20 protein-coding genes are annotated in these 23,132 nt (G+C 58.4%); 2 read left to right on the forward strand and 18 right to left on the reverse strand.

All coding sequences use genetic code 11. The annotated features are described in order from the left end of the window. Nucleotides 1-83 precede the first annotated feature (83 nt). The 7 genes from D8M23_RS05290 to dapB all read right to left on the reverse strand — a co-directional run bounded on the left by D8M23_RS05290 (nucleotide 84) and on the right by dapB (nucleotide 9,084). Complete coding sequence (locus tag D8M23_RS05290) at nucleotides 84-590, reverse strand: CinA family protein (protein ID WP_006888958.1); 507 nt, start codon at nucleotides 588-590, stop codon at nucleotides 84-86. 69 nt (nucleotides 591-659) lie between these two features. Next, nucleotides 660-1,277, reverse strand: coding sequence for a CDP-diacylglycerol--glycerol-3-phosphate 3-phosphatidyltransferase (gene pgsA, locus D8M23_RS05295; RefSeq protein ID WP_126853981.1), 618 nt, complete (start codon nucleotides 1,275-1,277; stop codon nucleotides 660-662). A 199-nt stretch (nucleotides 1,278-1,476) separates the two neighbouring features. After that, nucleotides 1,477-4,551, reverse strand: a complete 3,075-nt coding sequence (locus D8M23_RS05300) for an FtsK/SpoIIIE family DNA translocase (protein ID WP_126853982.1) — start codon at nucleotides 4,549-4,551, stop codon at nucleotides 1,477-1,479. Nucleotides 4,552-4,701: 150 nt separating this feature from the next. Further along, a complete protein-coding gene (locus D8M23_RS05305; RefSeq protein ID WP_126853983.1) occupies nucleotides 4,702-6,420 on the reverse strand; it encodes a ribonuclease J in 1,719 nt (572 codons plus the stop codon). 184 nt (nucleotides 6,421-6,604) lie between these two features. Beyond that, on the reverse strand, nucleotides 6,605-7,597 hold the full coding sequence (gene dapA / locus D8M23_RS05310) for a 4-hydroxy-tetrahydrodipicolinate synthase (protein ID WP_006888957.1): 993 nt from the start codon (nucleotides 7,595-7,597) through the stop codon (nucleotides 6,605-6,607). Between the two features lie 75 nt (nucleotides 7,598-7,672). Beyond that, complete coding sequence (locus D8M23_RS05315; protein WP_126853984.1) at nucleotides 7,673-8,326, reverse strand: hypothetical protein; 654 nt, start codon at nucleotides 8,324-8,326, stop codon at nucleotides 7,673-7,675. Further along, nucleotides 8,323-9,084 (reverse strand): 4-hydroxy-tetrahydrodipicolinate reductase, encoded by a 762-nt coding sequence (gene dapB / locus D8M23_RS05320; protein ID WP_023132840.1) that lies wholly within the window; start codon nucleotides 9,082-9,084, stop codon nucleotides 8,323-8,325. The genes D8M23_RS05315 and dapB overlap by 4 nt, the downstream gene beginning before the upstream one ends. A 220-nt stretch (nucleotides 9,085-9,304) precedes the next feature. Here dapB and D8M23_RS05325 point away from each other — a divergent pair, with 220 nt between their 5' ends. Then, on the forward strand, nucleotides 9,305-11,260 hold the full coding sequence (locus D8M23_RS05325) for an acyltransferase family protein (protein WP_126853985.1): 1,956 nt from the start codon (nucleotides 9,305-9,307) through the stop codon (nucleotides 11,258-11,260). Nucleotides 11,261-11,375: 115 nt separating this feature from the next. Here the strand turns inward: D8M23_RS05325 and D8M23_RS05330 are convergent, their stop codons facing one another. Together D8M23_RS05330 and D8M23_RS05335 are read right to left on the reverse strand one after the other, a co-directional pair. Next, the gene (locus D8M23_RS05330) at nucleotides 11,376-11,969 is read right to left on the reverse strand and encodes a uracil-DNA glycosylase family protein (protein ID WP_126853986.1); all 594 of its coding nucleotides are present in this window, start codon (nucleotides 11,967-11,969) and stop codon (nucleotides 11,376-11,378) included. Nucleotides 11,970-12,028: 59 nt separating this feature from the next. Further along, on the reverse strand, nucleotides 12,029-12,472 hold the full coding sequence (locus D8M23_RS05335) for a hypothetical protein (protein ID WP_238693772.1): 444 nt from the start codon (nucleotides 12,470-12,472) through the stop codon (nucleotides 12,029-12,031). 318 nt (nucleotides 12,473-12,790) lie between these two features. Between D8M23_RS05335 and D8M23_RS05340 the strand changes: the two genes are divergently transcribed. Next, nucleotides 12,791-13,582, forward strand: a complete 792-nt coding sequence (locus D8M23_RS05340; protein ID WP_238693773.1) for a hypothetical protein — start codon at nucleotides 12,791-12,793, stop codon at nucleotides 13,580-13,582. Between the two features lie 48 nt (nucleotides 13,583-13,630). On the opposite strand, the gene D8M23_RS05345 is transcribed toward D8M23_RS05340, so the two are convergent. The 9 genes from D8M23_RS05345 to D8M23_RS05385 form a co-directional block, all read right to left on the reverse strand. Then, nucleotides 13,631-13,996, reverse strand: a complete 366-nt coding sequence (locus tag D8M23_RS05345; protein ID WP_126853988.1) for an RNA polymerase subunit sigma — start codon at nucleotides 13,994-13,996, stop codon at nucleotides 13,631-13,633. A 79-nt stretch (nucleotides 13,997-14,075) separates the two neighbouring features. Beyond that, on the reverse strand, nucleotides 14,076-15,407 hold the full coding sequence (locus D8M23_RS05350) for a M16 family metallopeptidase (protein ID WP_126853989.1): 1,332 nt from the start codon (nucleotides 15,405-15,407) through the stop codon (nucleotides 14,076-14,078). Between the two features lie 139 nt (nucleotides 15,408-15,546). Beyond that, the gene (locus D8M23_RS05355) at nucleotides 15,547-17,760 is read right to left on the reverse strand and encodes a polyribonucleotide nucleotidyltransferase (RefSeq protein WP_126500841.1); all 2,214 of its coding nucleotides are present in this window, start codon (nucleotides 17,758-17,760) and stop codon (nucleotides 15,547-15,549) included. 333 nt (nucleotides 17,761-18,093) lie between these two features. After that, nucleotides 18,094-18,363 carry a 30S ribosomal protein S15 gene (rpsO, locus tag D8M23_RS05360; RefSeq protein ID WP_006888961.1) on the reverse strand — a complete coding sequence of 90 codons (270 nt, stop codon included), beginning with the start codon at nucleotides 18,361-18,363 and terminating at the stop codon, nucleotides 18,094-18,096. Nucleotides 18,364-18,518: 155 nt separating this feature from the next. Beyond that, nucleotides 18,519-19,940, reverse strand: a complete 1,422-nt coding sequence (locus tag D8M23_RS05365) for an amino acid permease (RefSeq protein WP_126499757.1) — start codon at nucleotides 19,938-19,940, stop codon at nucleotides 18,519-18,521. A 227-nt stretch (nucleotides 19,941-20,167) separates the two neighbouring features. Further along, a complete protein-coding gene (locus tag D8M23_RS05370) occupies nucleotides 20,168-20,470 on the reverse strand; it encodes a hypothetical protein (protein WP_006888979.1) in 303 nt (100 codons plus the stop codon). 159 nt (nucleotides 20,471-20,629) lie between these two features. Further along, a complete protein-coding gene (gene mtnN / locus D8M23_RS05375; RefSeq protein WP_126853990.1) occupies nucleotides 20,630-21,520 on the reverse strand; it encodes a 5'-methylthioadenosine/S-adenosylhomocysteine nucleosidase in 891 nt (296 codons plus the stop codon). Next, a complete protein-coding gene (locus D8M23_RS05380; protein ID WP_126853991.1) occupies nucleotides 21,517-21,975 on the reverse strand; it encodes an S-ribosylhomocysteine lyase in 459 nt (152 codons plus the stop codon). The genes mtnN and D8M23_RS05380 overlap by 4 nt, the downstream gene beginning before the upstream one ends. Nucleotides 21,976-22,102: 127 nt before the next feature. Next, nucleotides 22,103-23,059: a bifunctional riboflavin kinase/FAD synthetase gene (locus D8M23_RS05385; RefSeq protein ID WP_126853992.1), complete on the reverse strand. Its 957-nt coding sequence runs from the start codon at nucleotides 23,057-23,059 to the stop codon at nucleotides 22,103-22,105. Nucleotides 23,060-23,132 lie beyond the last annotated feature (73 nt).

Consider the following 23,132-nt stretch of genomic DNA (forward strand, 5'->3'; position numbering starts at 1 on the left):
AGCCCCCTAAAGCTTTACTTAGAAAGTTTACTCCGCCTTATCCTACCCCACGAACACCAGAAATAGCTACCCGAATACCGCAGCTAGGCCGATGCCACCGCCTGCAGAAGCAGGATCGCATCATAGGTGGCCTGAGCCCGAATCTGCGCTCGATCCCCCGTATAATGCCGTTCATGCGCCGCCGACCCGGCGGGGCCGAACACCCCAATAAATACCGTCCCCACCGGTTTACCATCATGAGGCTCAGGACCCGCCACCCCGGTTGTTGACACCCCGTAATCGGCCCCGCACACTCGAGCCGTACCGGCGGCCATCTGCACGGCGACCTCAGCATCCACCGAACCGCACCGCTCTAACAGCCCCCTATCCACCCCAAGCACAGCTGCTTTGACTGCACTCGCATACGAAATAACACCGCCCAAATAATACTCGGAAGCCCCCGCAATAGTGCAGATAGCCCCGCCTACGTCCCCACCTGTTAGGGACTCAGCGGTGGCAACTGTTCGCCCGGTTCCTGCCAAAGCATCATGCAGAGAACGGGCAGCCTCCTCAACTTCAGTTGGCCCCACCATGCGAATACCCTCACCCATCATGCACCTTTCTCTGCCTATGTTCTGCTGACTGCACCCCGGATGCCGCAGCAGCCCGCACTGCCCCTTTTAGTCCTTACTCTGCCGAGCCAACCAGTTTTTACGCAGCTCGTGTGCATCACGAACATACACCAGCCCGGTCCACACGGTAATCGCAGTGACCGCCGCCATCAGCACCCACCCGGGGATTAACCACGCCGTGCCCCACAGCCCCAGCGGCACAAGCATCACCACTAGCGCCACGGTCTGCAGCACAGTCTTCACCTTACCGCCCTTACTCGCAGCCATCACACCATACTTAATCACGAACAGGCGCATCACGGTAATGCCCCACTCACGAACCAGAATCACCGCAGTCACCCACCACCACAGCTCCCCCAGCCATGAAAGCGTTATAAAAGCCGCACCGGTGAGCAGCTTATCGGCGATAGGGTCCGCGATCTTCCCGAAACTGGTAATAAGCTGACGCGAACGTGCCAAGTAGCCATCCGCCCAGTCCGTAATCATTGCGGCAACAAAAAGTGCCAGCGCCGCCCACCGCGCACCTAAACTATCGGCGCCATAGACGCCTCCCGCAATAAGAGCCACTGCGAAAAACGGCACCATCACAATACGAACCACCGTCAACGCATTCGGCAAATTCCAGTTAGATGCGGTAGGTGCCGCGCCACCGGCCTGTTCGCTCATGCTCTATCGCTCCGTACTCGTCGTGTTCCCGGCCCCATACCGGGCAAGTCCCTCCATTATAGAATGCACCCGCCCCACAGGAACTGCGCGAAAAACCGCACACAAGAAACCGTACGCACCGTAAACCTGCTGGTCACGGTGCGCACGGCGCATACTCTATATTTTTTTACAAGACAAGGCTCAACGCCCGCCGGACCCCCTACCGCCCGGTCAGCTGCCAGGCGTCCTCAGATTGTTCATCCTCACCGTCGAAATAGTCAGCAGCCGGCTCACCGGCATCCACCGCATTGGCGTACGGGTCGGGGCTGGCCTCCGGCTCGGCGGCCGGTTCTGGAACATCCTCGCCACGGATACGCGCCAACGTCAGCTGCAGGTCGTCCGGGCGCACCAGTACGTCACGCGCCTTCGAACCCTCTGAGGGGCCCACCACGCCCTGGGATTCCAGCAGGTCCATAATGCGCCCCGCCTTCGCAAATCCCATCCGCAGTTTACGCTGCAGCATAGAGGTAGAACCGAACTGGGTGCTAATCACCAGCTCCGCTGCGCGCAGCAGATCGTCCAGGTCGTCACCAATCTCCTCATCAATCTGACGTTTCGATGCGGCAGAGACCACGTCCTCACGGTACACGGTCGGGGCCTGCTGCTTCACGTGCTCAACCACCTCGTGAATCTCCGACTCAGACACCCAAGCACCCTGCACACGCAGCGGCTTTGAGGCACCCATCGGCAAGAACAGGGCGTCACCCTGGCCGATCAGCTTCTCCGCACCGGGCTGATCCAGCACCACACGCGAATCCGTCACCGAAGAGGTCGCAAACGCCATACGTGAAGGGACGTTCGCCTTAATCAGGCCCGTCACCACATCCACTGAAGGCCGCTGGGTGGCCAGCACCAGGTGAATACCGGCGGCGCGAGCCAGCTGGGTAATACGCACGATTGCCTCTTCAACATCGCGCGGGGCGACCATCATCAAATCGGCGAGCTCGTCCACAATCACCAGCAGGTACGGGTACTCGTGGATGGTACGTTTACTGCCGGGCTCAGGCTGAACCTTGCCCTCACGCACCGCCTTATTGAAATCATCCACATGTTTAAACCCGTAATGCGCCAGGTCATCGTAGCGGGCGTCCATCTCACGAACCACCCACTGCAGGGCCTCAGCAGCCTTCTTTGGGTTCGTAATAATGGGGGTAATCAGGTGCGGGATACCCTCATAGGCGGTCAGCTCCACACGTTTAGGGTCCACCATCACCAGGCGCACCTGGTCCGGGGTGGAACGCATCAAAATAGAGGTGATCATTGAGTTCACAAACGAAGACTTACCGGCACCGGTTGCACCCGCCACCAGCATATGCGGCATCTTCGCCAAATTCGCCAGCACGAAACCGCCCTCAACGTCCTTACCCACGCCCATCACCATCGGATGCGGGTTCGAATGCGCCTGCGGGCAGCGGAGCACATCACCTAACGCAACCGTCTCACGGTCGGTATTGGGAATCTCAATACCGATCGCCGATTTACCGGGGATGGGTGAGAGGATACGCACCTCTTCACTAGCCACCGCATAGGCGATGTTCTTGCTCAACGCCGTCACACGCTCAACTTTCGTGCCGGGGCTTAGCTCAATCTCATAACGGGTCACGGTCGGCCCACGCGAGAACCCGGTAACCTGCGCATCCACCTTGAACTGCTCCAACACGCTCGTGAGCGCCTGAACCACCTGCTCGTTCACTTCGGAGGATTCCTTCGCGGGCGGGCCTGCGATCAGCATCTGCTCAGACGGTAAGGTGTAGTTACCTCGCGAAGATTCCACAGTCTGCGCCGGGCGGGCCTGCTCAGTCTGCGCCACACGGGTGTTATTCTGCAGCGGGCGGGATACGCCCGTCCCGCCGGATGCAGGCTTCGCGGGTGCACTCGCTGCGGCGGCAGGAACTGCACCTTCAGGTGCAGGCCCCTGACTAGGCCGCTGCTGCACGGAAGGTTGAGGCTTCGTCTGGGCCGCTGGCTTCTGCGGCTGCTCGTACGCCTCCACATCAAAGAGGGTAGCCTCATTCGGGTTCACTCGCCCATGCTCCACGGCCGCCTGCTGCACCTGGTTCAGGCGCGTGGCGGGGGCGTTTGAGGCCTCCACATCGAACGGGTCTGCTGAGGGCTGCTCACCCCCATGCGGGTAACCGGGCAGGCGGCTAAGCCGACCATTACCGTTACCGCGCTGCTTCTTCGTGGTCTGCTGTACCGGGTGCACGGCGGTAGCATCCGAATCGTGCGCCTCACCAGCACGGTCGGATGAGACCACGGGGCTCACAAACGCCTCATCGCCCGCATACTCGTCAAGCGAAGCATCCGTATCGTTCTCGTTGCGGATAATCCCCAACGCACCCAACATCCGGGTCAAGAAACCCTGCTTCTTCTGGGGTGCGGTAGGCTCATCCCCATACAGGTAACTGCGGTCATGCTCCGCAGCCCCCAAATCAACAGTACGGGTCTCGGCGGTTCCAGAGCCCTCAGCACGGGCAGATTCCCACGCAGGCCCGGGAGATTTCTCCCCCAGCACCAACCGCACCAGGTACACGATACGCGGTATCAGCTGACGCACCGTCGTGCCGGTCAGTACCATCAGCCCCGCCACAAACAGCACAAACAGCAGCAGCCACTCAAGGAACGGCACCTGGCCCACCACGCGCGCGAGCAAAACCCCCACGGTTGCGCCAATCACCCCACCGCCTGACCAGACTTTCTCGAAGCCGTCAGCGAAACTGGGGTACCCGGCAATATGGGCGAAGAAAAGTGAGGCTGTCACCAAGAGAACAAACAGCCCGAAAGTAACCCGGTTATTGCGCTGAACCCGCTCAGGGTCACGAAACACGCACCACGCCAGCACAAAACACAGCACTGGAACCAGCAGCGCCCCCTGCCCAAAAATACCGCCCAGCATCACGTGCCAGGCCGATAGCGGCCAGTGAATAATAGCCGGACCGGTCATGACCCTCCAGCTGTACCACTCCACCCCAGCAGTTATCAGGCCAAAAAGGGCGATAAAAAGAGCGCCGCCATCACGCCGCAGCTGCGGGTCAGAATCGGTACGTGCGGTTCCGATAGAACGCACAACACCGCCGAGGGCGTGCGCAATGCTCAACCACACCGTAGAGACGAAACGGGTGAAAGCATTGGCGGGAACCTGATTCTGGCGCGCCGATGAGCTCCGGGAACGTGAAGAACCCGAAGTTTTCTTTTTGGCTGAGGTCGAGCGACCTTTAGAAGTCCGTGAAGCCATACCTACTAGAGTAACAACCTTCTCTCATTCATAGATTAACCGGCCGAAAAATCGCTGTACCATGCGGAACAACCCACCGCATCAGGAACCTGAAAGCGTAACGGGGCCAACCGAACACAGCGGTTGACCCCATCACGGCGCATACACCGGCTACTTAGCGGCTTCCGGGCCGCTCTTGTGCTCCACCACAACGGGCACAATCATTGGCTTGCGGCGCAACCGGCGCGAAACCCAGGCGCCCAAAGTACGGCGCACAATCTGCTGCAGCTGCTGGGTGGTGTGAACCTTCTGCGGTGCGCGGTGAAGCGCATCCTCAAGGGCGGCGGTGATCTTCGGAGTAATTTCGTCAAACACCGAGTCGTCCTCAGCAATACCGCGCGCGTGAATATCCGGGCCGGTCACCACACGCTTTGCGGCACGGTCAATAACGCTCACCACCGAAACGAAACCTTCCTCACCGAGCACACGGCGGTCTTTCAGATCGTCCTCGGTGACTGCGCCCACGGAACGGCCGTCCACGTACAGGTACTCGCAGGGCACCTCGCCCACAATGCGGGCCACCCCATCCTTCATATCGACCACAGTGCCGGATTCGCACAGCAGCACGTTCTCCGCAGGAACGCCGGTCTCCTGGGCCAGCTCGCCGTTAGCGATCAGGTGGCGTACCTCCCCGTGTACCGGCATCACATTCTTGGGTTTGAGGATGTTGTAGCAGTACAGCAGCTCCCCCGCGGCAGCATGCCCCGAAACGTGCACCTTCGCGTTACCCTTATGCACCACGTTCGCCCCCAGCTTCAGCAAGGCGTTAATAATACGGTACACACTGGTCTCGTTCCCCGGGATGAGGGAGGAAGCGAGCACAATCGTATCGCCTGGCTCAACCTGCACCTTATGGTCACCATTTGCCATACGGGACAGGGCAGCCATAGGCTCACCCTGCGAGCCGGTGCACATCATCACAATCTCGTCGGGACGGTACTCGTCTACCTTTTTCAGGTCCACCAGGATACCCTCGGGAACCTTCAAATAACCAAGCTTCTCGGCGATCGTCATATTACGAACCATCGAGCGGCCCACCAGCACCACCTTGCGGCCGCGCTCGGCAGCAGCATCCAGAACCTGCTGCACACGGTGCACATGAGACGAGAACGATGCCACAATAATACGCCCGGTTGCGTCCCGGAACACGTTGGAAATAACGGGGCCAATATTCTTCTCGGTCGGGGTGAACCCGGGCACCTCGGCATTGGTGGAATCAGGCAGGAACAGGTCAATGCCTTCTTCACCCAACTTAGCGAAGTGGCGCAGATCGGTGATGCGCCCATCCAGTGGCAGCTGATCCATCTTAAAGTCGCCGGTGTGCAGCACGGTGCCAGCACTGGTGCGAATAAAGACCGCAAGGGCATCCGGGATAGAGTGATTCACCGCAATGAATTCGCACTCATACGGGCCGAAACGCTCCACCTGGTGTTCTTTCACCGCCAGCGTGTACGGCTTAATGCGGTGCTCGGCAAGTTTCGCCTCCACAAGGGCCAGGGTCAGCTCCGAGCCGATGAGGGGAATATCCGGGCGTTTTTTCAGCAGGTAAGGTACTGCACCGATATGGTCTTCATGCCCGTGAGTGAGCACCATGGCCACCACGTCGTCAATGCGCCCCACCACGTAACTCAAATCGGGCAGGATCAGATCAACACCGGGCTGTGACTCTTCGGGGAAAAGCACACCGCAGTCCACAATCAGCAGTTTGCCGTTAATTTCGTACACGGTCATATTGCGGCCGACCTCTCCCAGACCGCCAAGCGGCACCACTCGCAGGGTGTCTTTCTGCAACGGCGGAGGGGCGGGCAGATCCGCCTCGAATACGCTCAATCTATTCTCCTTTATAGGTTTTTACTGTTTTCTATTGTCTGTACTCATAGTTGCTTTGCTGCCTCTCTAACCTGTGCTGGCGGCCCGCTATCTTGGGCACACCTGAATGCATCGAAACGGACCCGGCGTTCGCACCCCAATAGTGCAGGGTACTCACGCGGGCCCGTGAAGGAGACAGAATCAGCTAAGAATTCTGAATGCTGTGCGCAATGACCGAGTCACGCAAATCCGAACGCATCGCTTCCACCACGGCGGGTTCAGAAAGCACATGCGGCAGGCGCACCACAGGGGTGCCAAGAACGCCCTGCCACGACAAAATCTGCTTAGCGGAGACGCACCCGGGGGCACGGCTCATTGTCGCACGCACGATCGGGGTCAGCAGGAGGTGAACACGCTGGGCAGTCACCAGATCCTGGGCTACGACCGCATCAATAAGTTCACGGAATAGCTGCGGGGCAACGTGCGCTGTAACAGATACCAGCCCGACGGCCCCCACCGACATCCAGGGCAGAGTTAAACCATCATCGCCGCTGTAGTACTGCAAGTCTGTAGTTGCCATAACCTCGGACGCGGCGCCAAAGTCAGCTTTCGCGTCTTTGACCGCTACAATACTATCAATTTCTGCCATGCGGCGGTAGGTATCCGGCTCAATCGGAATGGCGGAGCGCCCGGGAATATCGTACACCATAATGGGCGTGTCAGAGGTTTTCGCCACCGCCTGATAGTGTGCAAACACGCCCGCCTGGGTGGGTTTATTGTAGTAGGGGGTAACTACCAACAGCCCATCCACTCCCACCTTATCGGCACGGCGAGCCAGCTCAATGGTGTGCGCAGTGTCATTCGAGCCAACACCCGCGACGATCTTAGCCCGGTGCCCCACGGCATCTTTGACGATCTGGAACACGCGTTCATTTTCATCATCAGTCATGGTCGAGTACTCGCCGGTGGTGCCGCACACCACTAGCCCGTCATGCCCATTGTCGACAAGGTACTCGGCTAACTTCACGGTCTGCGCCTCGTCCACGGAGCCGTCGGCGGCAAATGGGGTAACCATGGCGGTCAGCAGGCGGCCAAAAATCGGTGTGGCGAACGTACCCTGGTTATGCGGGGTTTTCAGCCCGCCAGCACTGTTCACGGGACGGTTGGAGGTTTCGGTGTTCACTGCGCTATCAGACATACTAACTACCCTACTACTCCCAGCTTTATTTGTCGCGCGTCACGCCCACTTTTCTTATCCGTTACGGCAGGCGGGCTAAGCCATAGGCTTGGCGGGCCGCCCCCGGTGCAGACTCACCGCGTTACGCATGGCGGCCCGGGCGCGTTTGCGCTCGCCGCACGCATCGTACATGCAGGAGAGGTTAAACCAGCTGGCCCAGTCGTCAGGGGCGTCTTCAACGGCAAGCGCAAATTTCTCGAACTCCTGTGCGGCAGCGGACTTGTCCACCCGCCCCGAGGGGCTGCGCGGCAGGGTGTCTTCAGGGAGTTTACCGGCAGCAGCCAGCTCATCGGCGAGCTTCTGGATGCGTGCACCAAAAATAATTTCACGTACCAACGCCCACGCCCCCACCGCCGGCAACAGCAGCAGCCCAACCCCCAGAACAGTTCCCGCAATATTGCCTGAGACGATCAGCATCACCCCACGTTGTGCGGTAAAGAGCAGATACAACCCCAGTAGCGCTACGGTGAGAGCCGCGAAGGTTTTCCCTTTACCGCCAGCATCGACGACCATGAATACGCCGCTAAAGAGCAACACTCCCAGTATGAAAGCGCGGGCACCAAACGGCACGGGCAGCAACAGCACTGTAGCCGCTAAGAGGATGCAGGCGAGCGCACTCCAGAGCCGCAACGATAAAAAAAGTGAGCGGCGAGAGGAATCCGTGCCGGAAGAGGGCACAGGGGTGCTCATGAAAGCTCCAGGTAGTTATCTAGGCCCACGCTCAGCCCCGGGTGGGAGGCAACCTCTCGCACACCCAGCAGCACCCCGGGCATGAAGGAGGCACGGTCAAACGAGTCATGCCGGATCGTCAAAAGCTGCCCGGTGTCTCCCAACAGGATTTCCTGGTGAGCGACCATGCCCCGCAGCCGCACCGCGTGCACGCTAATACCATCAATTTTTGCCCCGCGTGATCCTAGCGGGTCAGTTTCGGTCGCGTCGGGGGACGCCCCTACCCCGGCTGCTTCTCGGGCGGCAGCCACTTTCCGGGCGGTGTGTGCGGCGGTGCCGGAGGGCGCATCCACTTTATTTGGGTGGTGGATTTCAATGATTTCAGCCGATTCGAAATACCGGGCGGCTTTGGCCGCAAATTCGGTGGCGAGAATCGAGCCGATAGCGAAGTTAGGGGCGATGAGCACGCCCACACCGGGGTGCTTGCCCAGAAGCTGCTTCAGTGAGCTGAGCCGTTCTTCATCCCAACCGGTGGTTCCCACCACTGCGTGTATTCCGTGTTCCACAGCGAAACGCACATTTGCTTCAGTTGCGGTGGGCACGGTGAGGTCGATGATGACGTCGGCTTTAACATCAAGTAGTTTCGTGAGCGGGTCTGCGCTGCCCAGCGCTGCCACGAGGTCCATATCGGCGGCAGTATTAACCGCGCGCACGGCCTCAGACCCCATGCGTCCTTTCGCGCCGAGTACGGCCACGCGCCATATTTTATTGGTCGTCATCTCACCGGTATGTTGTACCACTGTCTACCTGCCTTGTTCTTTCTCTCACAGTATTTATGAGCGTTACCCAGGAAATACTGCACCCGTACCCTTAATATTTTTAATATTAGCCGTTAAAGCCGGTCTAAACTTGCGGGAAGTGCAAAGAACCGCACGAACCGACCCTATAATTAAGCAGTAATTTATTGCGCCATCATCTGACCCGGAGTAGTTACCGTCAATGAAGCAGCTTTTCGCCTCCGCTATTGCCCCCGAAGAGGGGAATCAAAAATTCATATTACCTGGGCTAGATGGTTTACGCGCCATCGCAGTGTCTCTGGTAATCGTGTATCACCTATGGCCCACGGTAGTGCCCGGGGGCATGATTGGTGTAGACATTTTTTTCGTCATCTCCGGGTATTTGATCACGGCCCTGCTGCTGCGTGAGGGAGCCACCACCGGGCGTATTAACCTGCTGGAGTTCTGGAAACGCCGTGCCAGACGTCTGCTCCCGGCTATTGCACTAGTAATTCTTCTCATTGGCCCCATTACCCAGATTATGCAGGGCGATATTCGGGTGGCCCTTGACCGTCAGGTGCTGGGCGCGGCCACATTCTCCTCTAATTGGCTCTCTATCCTTTCAGGCAACGACTACTTTACGCAAACTTCTCCGCAGCTGTTCACAAACTTCTGGTCGCTGGCGGTTGAGGAACAATTCTATGTAATCTGGCCGCTATTACTGGTGACTGTGGCCCTTATCCTTCAGCGCAGGTGGCGCTTATTCGCCATTGCTGTGGGGGTTCTGGTGGTTTTTTCGCTGAAAATCAGCACGGTGCTGGCTGCTGGCGAAGCTCCATTGAGCCGCGTGTACTACGGCACAGATACCCACATGTACGGTCTGCTCAGCGGCGTTCTGCTGGCGTTTGCGGTACCCTGGTCGCTGTACCCGCCCACGGATAAGTACGTGCTCTACACGGTGTCCCGCCCCTACGGCATGGTCACGTTTGCGCGGGTGCTCATCAGCTGGTTGTGCCTATTTGCGCTCATCCCCTATGCTGTGCTCGCTCACGAGTCGGCGAAGTTCTTCATCCCTTGGGGGCTGTTTGGTGCTTCTCTGCTGACGATCGGTGTGATTCAGGGGATGCTGCCTGATATGGTGGTGGGCGCCTCTGAGCTGCTGCGTAAGGTGCTGTCTTTTCCGCCGCTTCTGTGGATTGGCCAGCGTTCGTACGGGCTGTACCTGTGGCATTGGCCGCTGGCGGTCATTGCTCATTACTTGTATGGGCCCGATCGTTCTCCCCTGATTAATCTGCTGGTGCTGGCGTTGACCTTAGCGGTGGCAGAGCTGTCATACCGTTTTGTTGAGACACCGGTACGCCGCTACGGGTTCCGCGGGTGTGCACGCATGGTGTGGCAGTGGCTACGCACCGACCGGATGAAACTTGTACCGCTCTCTATTACTGTGGTCGTGACCGGAGCGTGCTTTGCCAGCACCGCAATGGCGGTGCACAGTGCACCGCAGATGACCAGTGCACAAACCGCTGTGGAGAACGGTAAGAAGGCCGCCCAGGAGCGGTTGCAGGCTAAGAAGGAGGCCCGTGCGTCTGCCTCCGCCAGCGCCACGGCCGACCCGCAGCAGTCGCAGGATCCTTCCGCGGCGCCCTCCCCCGAACCTTCCGGGGATTCGCAGCCGAAGGTTGATTCTTCACAGGTCACCATTATTGGTGATTCGATTGTGGTGGCAACCCAACCCGACCTGTACGATACGATGCCCGATGCTCAGGTGGACGCTGAAGAAGGCCGCACCATTGATAAGGTGATCCCGATAGTGAAGTCAATGGCCTCCAACGGTCAGCTGCGCAAGACCGTGGTAATTTCTGTGGCCGCTAACTCAACGTTCGCCCCGGGGCAGCTGGAGCAGATTCTTGAGACTCTGCCGCAGGACAGCAAACTGGTGGTGGTGACAGGGTTCGGCCCGAGTAATCTGACGTGGATTGAAAACTCGAACAGTATCATTCGCGAGTTTGCCCAGAAGAACTCTTCGCGTGTGGTGCTGGCCGACTGGAACAGCACGATCCGTGAGGAGCTACAGAAAGACCCGACGCTCATGACCTCCGACGGGGTGCATCCGGATTTGTCGGGGCAGGTTATCTATGCGCGCGTGATAACTGAGGCGGTAGCAAAAGCACAGTCTTAAAGGACAAGCTTAAAGGTGTGGGCGGTTCGGCTTTACTGATCGGATGTATCAGGGGCCGCACCGCCCACCGTAGTATGGGGGCTTCACCGGCAGGTGATGGCAGGCAACGCCGCCGCTACTGGTCAATGATGCTGCGCACCAGCTCTTTCGCGGCGGGAATCACTTCGTCTTCGAACCAGGGGTTGCGTTTGCGCCAGCCAATGGTCAGTGGCGAGGGGTGCACCAGCGGCAGCTGGGCGGGGAGGTACTGTTCATAGTCGGCGACAGTTTCGGACAGGTTTTTCTTAGCGCCGGTACCAAGGTAGTAGCGCTGCGCGTACGAGCCGACGAGAATGGTGAGCCGCACCTGCGGCATGAGCTCACGCAGCCGCGGGTGCCAGGTGGGGGCAAATTCTTTGCGCGGCGGTTTGTCCCCATGTTTGCCTTTACCCGGATAGTAGAAGTCCATGGGGGTAAGCGCGAAAAGGTCCGGGTTGTAGAACTCGTTATCAGTAACACCCAGCCATTGCCTCAGCAGCCGCCCGCTGGCGTCATTCCAGGGTTTGTGGGTTTGCTGCGCAATCCTGCCGGGTGCTTGCCCCACCAGCATAATGCGTGCTGCTGCGGTAGCGGTGTACACCGGCGTGTACCCTTTGGCGCGCATCTCAGCGTTCGTTGTGGCGTCGTTGATTTCCTGGTATAACAGGTTAGCTTCTGGCAACAGGTTCATGAGGCCCCAGTATACGCGGTGGGTGCTGTGTGTAGTGTGGGGCGGGGAAAATAGGGTGCCTAGCCGCGCACGGCGTGAAGTGCACTAAGCATCAGGTGATCGGTGCCGGTCTCCTGTGAGTAGGAGTATTCGTAGAGCAGATAATCCAGGCTTTTATCCTCCGTAAGAGCGTCTTGAGCATACGATAAAGAGGCGGCAAACCGGGCACAGTAGAAAAGCGGTTGTACGATATCGTACGGTTTATCGGCGTCGAGCTCCTCAAGGTACATCTCGTCCATGTGCTCTGCCCATTGCTGAAGACGTTCGGCGTGGGAGAAGATTTCTTGCTCACGCACTATACGCACAATATCCTCAGCCACCTCAAGCGCTGAAAGGTGCTGCTGTTTCCAGTCAAGCCACGCCAGGGCTAAAAGGCTGATGAGTTTCTCACGTTGTGATGCATCTAGAGTGCAGATTTGCTGTAGTTCTTCGGCGTAGTCGGGAGGGACAACGATAGTGAACATAGCGGGGTTCCTTTCGCGAATTCCCTCAACTTTAGCACAAGGGTAAAGTAAAACTGGGAGGAATCTCCTCAGAGAAACTCGTGAAAGCTGCACACGATACTCTCTGCAAAGCACCGCCCCTACACCCGATATCAGAAGGATTCTATGGAGCCACAGCAGGAAACATCACACGATATATTAGAGTCTCTTCTTCAAGAGCTTGTAGAGCGTGAAGAAGACTTTAGATTCTACATAAGTCTCTGTCTTCGTCTGCTTGCGCGGTCTCCACAGCACGGTTGGGATGTTAGGGCTTTTATGCGGGGTTTAGAGCCCGAAGATATGGCAGCTCCACGCGATCCTGCCGAGCTCCGAACAAACCCAAAGTTTCTGGAGAGCGAATGGCTTATGGGCAAATATTCCATCCTTCTGGAAGCTTTCGATGAGGCGGGAACTTCCCGCCATATATCTACTGCCGCTCCCAAAGATACGACCCTGGCAGGATATAATCTTCGCATCCTGTGGAAAATCGTCAATGCCCACTACAGCTCGTATTTTGAGCCAGACCCGCGCAGGCGTGTTACCTGTGCGGTTGAGGGGCTTGTGGGAAAAGATTATTCGGTTGAAGACCTCACAGATGATCTTCAAGATTACCTTGATCGGCATGCGTGTCTGCTTAAACTACCGGACCTCTGCCGCGAGCTGGCGGATCAGGGTAAAGATTTGGCATTCTTCGCGGACCTTGGTATACGTCTTCTTGAATCCGTCACCTGGCCCGTGGATGATCTGCGTTCTTCCCTTCAGGAAATAGGCTCAGAGACCGTAGTGGAGCCGGTTGCTCTCCCCCGGCTGGGGTGGCACCAGGTGTACCGTACCCACGAGAATGATGTGTTCAGCGACAGCGAGCAGCTCCTGCAGAAGTACAGCATTCTCGCAGACACGCTTGGTGAATTAAGCAGTCCCGCATACTCTCAAGTTGATCTTGCTTCCCGCGTCGCCCGCGCACAGTACGAGCTATTCTTTAGTCGAAAGCCGCAGGAACGCATCCTTGCCGCCTTACGGCACCTCATCTCAGATGAGTACCCCGCCGAGACGCTGCACCGGCAGCTTTTGGATTTCTTAGCCACACCATAGCCTGCTGACATCCGGTCTTTCCAGCAGGTGAGGCTGACCCGCTATCGGTTATCGGCCGGGGTGCTCGGCGCCCTGCGACGAGCGCGCCACCGAGAAAATAGCGGCCAGCGCCCTACGGAATTCCGGCAGGTGCCGGTCGTCAAGATTCACCAGCACCTCCACGACAGGCCCAACCTGCAGCGCCTGCTGAATATCCTCCCCCATGGTGAACACCACCGTGTTACCGCTGAGCGTGCAGGACACGTTATTGCTCTCAAGAGCGAGCGACTGGTCATTACGCTCTAAGTAGATGACGGGTTCCTCCTCAGGAGTACGTGCAAGCGTGAAGTACTCGTGCTGCCCATACGAGAAATAAACGTACGCCAACCCGTCCTCATTTGAGGGGCTGTATTCTATGGAGTGAGGCTCAATCATGACACCAGCTGCTCCTGCCAAACTCTCGCTACCAAAAAAATTATAGGCGTCCTTCAACCAACCGGAACAGCAAAATCTGTCAGCGCACAATTGTGGTGATCATCTGCTGCTGCCCCAGATACCTGGCGAGGCCGTGCACATCCTCAAGGGTGACCGCGCGGATCTTCTGAAGTAACTCATCAGTGCTCGTAAACCGGCCCGACTCCAGTTCCGCGTGCCCCAGACGGGACATGCGGGAGCCCGAGTCCTCACTGCCCAGAACAGTTGAACCGGCCAGCTGCCCGCGTACTTTGCTGAGTTCTTCCTCAGTAATTCCTGCGGACACCAACTTATCAAACTCATACTGCAAGAGCTCACACACCTGCTCGGTTTTAGCGGGCAGGCACCCGGCGTACATGCCGAAATACCCCGCATCAGAGTAGGCACCTGAGAACGCGAACGTGCTGTACGCCAGCCCGCGTTTCTCGCGGATCTCCTGGAAAAGCCGCGAAGACATACCCGCCCCAAAAGCACTCGACAACACGCTCATCGCGTAGCGTCGCTCATCCCCCGCAATAATACTCGGGCAGCCCATCACAATATTGGTCTGCTCGAAGCCCTTCTGGACTTCACGCAGCTCAGAGAACGGAACGATACCGCTTTCGGTGCGCACACGGCGCGGCGCCGGAGCCACACCCTCGCGAAGGTTCCAGCCGGAGCGGGTGAGCGCATCCAGTACCAGGTTCACAATACGCGAGTGCTCCAGCGACCCAGCCGCTGAAACAACCAGTCGATCCGGCGTGTAATACTGCTTGTAATGCTCCCACACCGCCTCCCTCGGAACCTGCATAATCTCCTGCGGAGTGCCACCAATCGGGCGGCCCAGCGGGTTATCACCCATCAGCTGTTCCACAAAATTCTCGAAGGCAACATCGGTCGGGTCGTCCTGATCCATCGCCAGCTCTTCCAGAATCACCCCACGCTCCTGCTCCAGATGCTCAGGATCCAGCAGGGCGTTACTGACCATGTCCGCCAGCACATCAATCGCCATCGACACGTCGTCGTCAAGTACGCGCGCATAGTAGCAGGTGTGTTCCTTCGCGGTGAGGGCGTTTGACTCGCCGCCCACCTCATCAAACGCCTGTGCAATATCCAGCGCCGTGCGCGAAGCCGTGCCTTTAAAGAGCAGGTGCTCCAAAAAATGGGTAGACCCCAACATGCCCGGGGCCTCGTCCCGAGAACCAACCCCCGCCCAGAAACCGATCGAAACGCCCCGAGTGCCCGGCATACGTTCGGTGATGACACGCACTCCGCCGGGCAGGATAGAACGGCGCACCTCATTCGAATCAGCACCAGCAAAAATCAGGCGGCCACGCTCATAATCAAGCTCCTCAGCGATTTCACCGGGCGCCACAGGAAGGCTAATAGCCATGAAAAAGTCAGTCCTTACCTCACGAACAATATGAACCACACACAAATATACGCGAAGGATGCGCCTCCCACCGGGCCCCGAACCCGGGGCGCCGTGCGGAAGACGCATCCTCGCCAGTTAGAGTGCCGCAGCGGGCATACTACTGGGCGTCATCAACCACCGGGGAGAGCGAAAGCTTGCCGCGGTCGTCAATCTTAGTGATCTCAACCTGCACCTTCTGCCCCACCGACAGCACATCCTCGGTGTCTACCACGCGCTTACCGCCGTTGAGCTTACGCATCTCAGAAATGTGCATCAGCCCGTCCTTGCCGGGGGTAAGCGAAATGAACGCACCAAAATCAGTCAGCTTCACCACGGTACCCAGGTAGCGCTCACCCATCTCGGGAACCTGCGGGTTCGCGATGGCGTTAATCGCCGTGCGGGCGGCCTCAGCAGAGGGCCCATCGGTCGCGCCAATAAACACAGTACCGTCGTCCTCAATGGAAATATCGGCACCGGTATCTTCCTGAATCTGGTTAATGGTCTTACCCTTCGGGCCGATCACCTCACCAATCTTAGCGACCGGAACCTTCACCGAAATGATGCGCGGCGCGAACTCGCTCATCTCATCGGGTGCATCAATAGCTGCGGTGAGCACCTCCAGAATATGCAGGCGAGCCTCGCGTGCCTGGGTCAGTGCACCTGCCAGCACCGATGCAGGAATACCATCAAGCTTGGTGTCCAGCTGAATAGCGGTCACGAACTCGCTGGTACCGGCGACCTTGAAGTCCATATCGCCCAGGGCATCTTCGGCGCCCAGAATATCGGTCAGCGCGGCGTAACGGGTTTCGCCATCAACCTCGTCAGAGACAAGGCCCATTGCGATACCCGCAACAGGTGCGCGCAGGGGCACACCGGCATTGAGCAGCGACAGGGTTGAAGCGCAGACCGACCCCATCGACGTGGAGCCGTTCGAGCCCAAGGCCTCAGAGACCTGGCGGATCGCGTAGGGGAATTCCTCACGCGAGGGCAGCACCGGGGTCAGTGCGCGTTCTGCGAGCGCACCATGGCCGATTTCGCGGCGCTTGGGCGAACCAACACGGCCGGTCTCACCAGTGGAGTACGGCGGGAAGTTGTAGTGGTGAATGTACCGCTTGGACTTGACCGGGTGCAGTGAATCGAGCTGCTGCTCCAGCTTGAGCATATTCAAGGTGGTCACGCCCATAATCTGGGTTTCGCCGCGCTCGAAAATTGCCGAACCGTGCACGCGCGGCAGCACCTCAACTTCGGCGGTCAGCTGGCGAATATCGGTGAGCCCGCGACCGTCAATGCGCACCTGTTCGGTGAGGATGCGCTGGCGCACGGTGTGTTTGGTGAGAGCCGCAAACGCTACTGAAACCTCGTTAGCGCGCTCCTCAAACTCTTTGCCTTCCCCGGTGAGGGCTTCCATCAGCTCGGATTCAAGCTCCGCGGCAGCGGCTTCACGCTCCTGCTTACCCGCGATAGAGTAAACCTCCACGAGGCGCTTGCCCGCGAAGTCTTTCACGGCGGTATCAACGTCTTCACCGTGTCCGCCGAAGTAGGGAAGCTCCAGGGCGGGTTTACCGGCGCGCTCCACAAGGTCAGCCTGAGCCTTGCACAGAGCAGCAATAAAGGGCTTCGCAGCCTCCAAACCTTCGGCTACGATCTCTTCGGTGGGGGCAGTATGGCCGTCTTCCTTAATGAGCTTCCAGGAGTTATCGGTTGCCTCTGCCTCTACCATCATGATCGCAACGTCTTCGCTGCCGTCGGCCTTGGTCACGATGCGACCGGCCACAGCCATATCGAATACGGCGTTTTCCAGCTGAGAGTACTTGGGGAAGCACACCCACTGCCCGTCAATAAGAGCCATACGCACACCGCCGATAGGCCCGGTAAACGGTGCGCCCGAAAGCGAGGTTGAGGCGGAAGCAGCGTTAATGGCGAAGGTGTTGTAGATTTCGTCCGGTTCAACGGTCAGAACGGTTACGACAACCTGCACCTCATTGCGGATACCCTTGGTAAAGGCGGGGCGCAGCGGGCGGTCAATCAGACGTGCAGCGAGCACGGCCTCAGTTGCGGGGCGCCCTTCACGGCGGAAGAACGAGCCGGGAATCTTACCGGCAGCATACATGCGCTCTTCAACATCCACAGTCAGCGGGAAGAAGTCAAAGCCTTCACGCGGTGACTTCCCCACAGCGGTTGCAGAGAGCAGGGTGGTTTCGTCGTCAATGGTGACAAGCACGGAGCCCGCCGCCTGCTTGGCGAGGCGGCCAGTTTCAAAACGCACATGACGTTTACCGTACACACCGTTGTCGATTTCGACCTCGGAAAATTGGATTTCGGGACCTTCCACGGTTCCTTCTTTCTGTGTTGGTGAGGTCGGCACACCGTGCGTTCTAACTATCGGCCTTCGATAGGAAACCACGGCCGCACCCGCTCCCGGGCGGGGGCCCGTAATTCGCTACCGAGGACCGCACCTAAACGCGCGGGGCGCTCCCTCAGGTTAATATTTCACTGTGTTCGATGCGTGGCACATTTGCGGGGCACTCCCCTGCGGCTCATTGCATCATGAGACAACCGGGGTCGGCCAAGTGTTGCTGCTTGCCACCCCATGCCCCTCCCCAGGTTGCAGTTACGGGCGTGCCCGCCTCTGTGGAGAGACTGACACGCCCGCACTATAAGCCCTTTATCGACGCAGGCCCAGACGCTCAATGAGCGAACGGTAACGCTCGATGTCGATGCTCTTGAGGTAACCCAACAAGTTGCGACGACGACCAACGAGCATCATCAGACCACGACGTGAGTGGTGGTCATGCTTGTGGAATTTCAGGTGCTCGGTCAGGTCGGAGATACGACGAGACAGAACAGCAATCTGCACCTCAGGCGAACCGGTGTCGCCCTCGTGGGTTGCGTATTCCTTGATGATTTCCTGCTTGATTGCCGGATCTAGTGCCATGAAAGTTAACTCCTGGAGTTAGTGCCGCGTACCTCCCGCACAATAGTGTTGTTGCGCGGGGTTTGGGCGAAAGCCCTCAGCGTGTCAACCGCGGACCGCAGACACGCATCCTTACTATTCTACTGCACAAGCCGTGTTTTTGGGGAATATACCCGCTATTTGACGGTAACGCCGGGCTGCTTACCCCGCAAGACCAGAAGGTAGTACCCCAGCAGGAACACGCACCAGACACCCCCAACCACCAGCGCCAAACGGGTGCTCTCAAAGAGCCCCAGAAGCACCACCACGAACGCCATGAACACCAACGTGAGGTAGCTGACCCACAGGGGCAGGCGCACAGGCTGCTTCTCGGTGTCATACCCACCGCGCTTATAGGCGATGTGCGCCAGCAGAATCATCACCCACACCAGCACCGTGGCGAAGGTGGCCAGCGAGGCAACCACCTCAAAAGCATCCTTAAAGAGCACGTTCACAATCACACCCACCGCCATGACCACGATCATGAGCAAAGTGGTCATCCACGGCGCGCCGTTACGGCTCACCCTACGGAACGATGCGGGGGCCAGCCCGCGCTGCGCCAAACCGTACAGCATACGCCCGGCACCGTACACATCTGCGTTCATGGCCGAAACAGCGGCGGTAATCACCACAATATTCAAAATGCCAGCTGCCGCAGGTATACCCAAAGAACTAAAAATCTGCACGAACGGCGAGTTCTCTTTACTGACCGAATACCAGGGGTACAGGGACATAATCACACCCAGGGTAAGCACATAGAAAATCATGATGCGGGCCGGCACGGTGCGGATTGCCTTAGGGATGGAAACACGCGGGTTTTTCGTCTCACCCGCCGCAATACCAATAGTCTCAATACCGCCAAAAGAAAACATCACCACGGTAAAGCAGGCCAAGAAGCCGGTGAACTGGTTCGGCATGAAACCGCCGTCCAGCGACCACAGGTTGGTAACCGACGGTGCGACAGAATCGTGCGCCTGAACCCCAACAAACAGCAGAATCACGCCACCAATAATCATGGCGATAATAGCCGAAACTTTCACTAGGGTGAACCAGAACTCTGCCTCCCCGAACGCTTTTACTTTCGTGAGATTAATGGCGAGCAGAATCAGAAGCACCGACACAATCCACACCCAGGCGGGGCTATTAGGGAACCAGAACTGCATATAGACGGCGAACGCCGTCACATCCGCAATAGCGACCAGCGCCATCTCCAGGGCGTAACTCCAGCCGGTCACAAAACCCGCCCAGCGCCCCAAGTAACGGGTAGCGTACTCCGAAAACGCCCCCGAAACCGGGTTGGCAAGCGCTAACTCTCCCATAGCGCGCATCACCATGAACACCGCTGCGCCGCCAACCATGTAGGCGACCAGCACCGAAGGCCCAGCCAACTGGATAGCAGATGCTGAACCGTAGAAAAGGCCCGTACCAATCGCCGAACCAAGGGCAATGAACATAATGTGACGCAGCGTCAGGACACGCTGAAGGTGCGGGGTACCCGGCTGCACCTTAGCGGTATCCACCGGTGTGGGGTTACGATCCGTTGAGTCCGTGTTTTTCATACTGTCCTCACTGGGTTGGGGTGCCAGGCGCCTGCTACGCGGGGCCCGGCGGGACGGTGGGCTAAGCGGATTGGATAGGCTAGGCCCGTTTCCCTACAGGGGATAAGCCAACGCCGGAGGCTGCCGCACCCGCCGTATACCGTGATGCCCGCAACCCCCGGTGCGTGAGGGACGCAAGCAAAAACGGCGGGCTGGCAACGAAGCCAACCCGCCGTCTTGTCTAAGACTTATTTCTTACGCTTACGACCAATAAGGATCGAAGCGAGAGCGGTTATTCCGGTCACTGTGTAAACCGAAGGCCACGCGCCAATCTTCTTGGCGAGCGGATGAGATGCGCCGAAAGCACCCAGGTACAGACCGGTCAGGAAGGTAGCGCGGGGTGCCCCGGCCTTACGCTTCCAGTTCATAAAGGCAATAATGCCGCACACACCCAGCACAGCACCGCCGAGGGGACGGTTACCTGTGGTGGAAGCCACCTTGTAGCCACCGAGCAGACCGGTGACAGATGCGAGGGTGGGGCAAACCTTCATGGGGTTTCTCCTGGGGTTCGAAAAATCTCTTGCCTAATAACCATACTGCATGTGCGCCACAAATGCATCCTCACCCCGCTGCGAACCGCCACTAGGCAGGGTCCGCAGAGAGCAAGTGAGCGCCGCGCAGCACCGGCAGAGCCGCAGCTGCAGCCCGTATTACGCCTTAGATTCCTGTTCTGTGTCTTCGGCATCATCCGTGTACCCGCGCAGGAACCACAGGTGCGCGGCAACCCGCAAGGCGTATTGGGCTGAGCGGGCAGCAGCCACCTCCACACCAAGGTGGAAATCTTGCCCAGCGGCAGGGCCGCACAAATCAGAGACGCACCGCACCGCCACAAACGGCACCTCATAGTTATGGCACACCTGGGCGATGGCGGTAGTTTCCATATCGGTGCTTAACGCGGCGGGAAACGCCTCACGGGTGTCTTTGACATTATGGGCGGTCACGAATGAATGTCCGGCAAGCATCAGCCCCCGGCACACCTGCCAGCCGCCTTCTGCCTGCTCAGCATCAAGAGCTTCGACGGCGGCGGCAACCGCATCATCCACGTCGGAATCCGGGCCGCCATAGGTTTCGGGCATGCCGGGGATTTGCCCACGCACATACCCGAAAGCGCTCGCATCAGCATCGGTGTAGGTGTACTCTGTACCGACTATCACATCCCCCACGTTCGTTGTGGCGGCAAGCCCGCCAGCGGTGCCTGCACTTATCACGCCAGAACAGTCGGTGGCGTAGCTCAATGCCTCGGTCACGGCGGATGCGGCGTTCACCAGCCCAATCTTGGAACGCACCAGCAGCAGAGGCACCTCATGCTGATTAACGGTCAGGGTGCGCGGGTGAAAGACCGCCGCGCCCTCATCAATAGGTTCCTGCGCCCAGGCGGTGGCGTTAAGAAGCGGCGCGATTTCTTCGTCCATAGCCACCTGAATAATGACGGCGTTGGAGAAGTTCAGCATCAGATCATTAAGGTTTTCGAGGTCAGCAAGCATGGCAGTGTAAACCTCGTCAGGATTCATCTGCGCCGCAGCAAAAGGAAAATCGCTCACGCCATCACCTGCTCCCATTCGCTGCGGGCGGCTAGGAAACCGCGGGCGGCCTCTTGAGCAGCACCCAGAGAATGGTGTGCCCCCCAGCCGCACTGCACCTCGTTTGCGGCGGGAACTTCGGTAGCCTCTAGAATATCGCGCATCGTTGCTTCAAGGATGGGCATAAATTCTTGCGGCTCAATACCTAGAGTGAGGGCGTAGAAGCCGGTCTGGCAGCCCATGGGGGAGAAGTCAATGAGCTTATCGGTGTGGTTGCGCATCAGTTCGGCGCTCAGATGTTCAATAGAGTGCACAGCAGGCATGTCAAGATGCGCATTATTTGGCTGAGTGAAACGGACATCATACTTAATGAGGGTGTCCCCGCCCGGCAGTATCTTACGGTCCGCAATGCGCACATAGGGGGCAGCGACAGCCCGGTGGTCCAGGTTAAAGGACTCAACGTTCATTTTTTCCATGGTTCCATTCTCGCTTAAAACCTGAGTAATGTAACCCAAAAAACTGCACGCATAGACGCCCACACCTTTGGCGGTGCAGACGGGTACTGGGCGCGTCCCTCAACACGGTACGCCCGGTTCGCAGGGACTACGCGGCGGCCAGTACCTCCCGAGTCTGCGCCACATCCTGGTTAATCTGCTCCACCAGGGCCTCCACCCCGTGGTACGCCACCATCGGGCGCAAATGCTTCACAAACTCCACCACCACATGCTGACCGTACAGGTCAAAGTCCTCGACACGCTCCTGCGGCCGGTCAATCACATGCGCCTCAACATGCCGGTTCTCAAGACCGTCAAACGTTGGGTTCGTTCCCACCGAAATAGCCGCCGGGTGGCGTGTTCCCGACTCGTCCGTCAGCCACCCGGCGTACACTCCATCCACCGGGATAAAACCGCGCGCCTCCAGCTCCAGGTTTGCGGTGGGGAACCCCAGCTCACGCCCGCGAGCCAACCCGTGCACCACCTCCCCGTACATGAGGTGAGGGCGGCCCAACAATCTGGCGGCACCCTCCATATCCCCCGTATTCAGCAGTTCACGGATACGCGTAGAAGAGCACCTGGTGCCGTCATCCGCCATGAGATCATCAACCACTACAACCTCAAACCCGTACTGTTCGCCCAGCTCACGCATGGTGTTAAGGTCACCAGAGTTGCGGTGCCCGAAACGCACATCATCGCCAATCACCACGTAACGGGCGTGCAGGGTATCCACAAAAACGCTCTTCACAAACTCTTCGGGGCTCTGCTTCGCAAACTCCAGGTCGTAGTGAAGCAGCACATAATTCTGCAGGCCCAGCTGACACATAAAATAGCGGCGTGAACCCTGCCCCATAATCTCCTGATGCATCAGCTCAGGGTGGTGAACCTGCATTGGGTGCGGGTCGAATGAGACCGCAACAGAGGCCAGCCCGTGCTCCCCAGCCAACTCGACAACGCGCGAAATCACGCGGGTATGACCAATATGCACACCATCAAAGTTGCCGATAGTCACCACCGACGGCCCAAAATCCGCCGGAATATCGCTCAGCTCGGTATAGAGGGTCACGTGCTCTCCTGCATAAAAAATACTGTACCTATACATCCTAGACCAGCGCGGGCATAGATGCTGAATCCTAAAA

The sequence above is a fragment of the Rothia sp. HSID18067 genome, from assembly GCF_003989445.1.
Lineage (GTDB): Bacteria > Actinomycetota > Actinomycetes > Actinomycetales > Micrococcaceae > Rothia > Rothia aeria.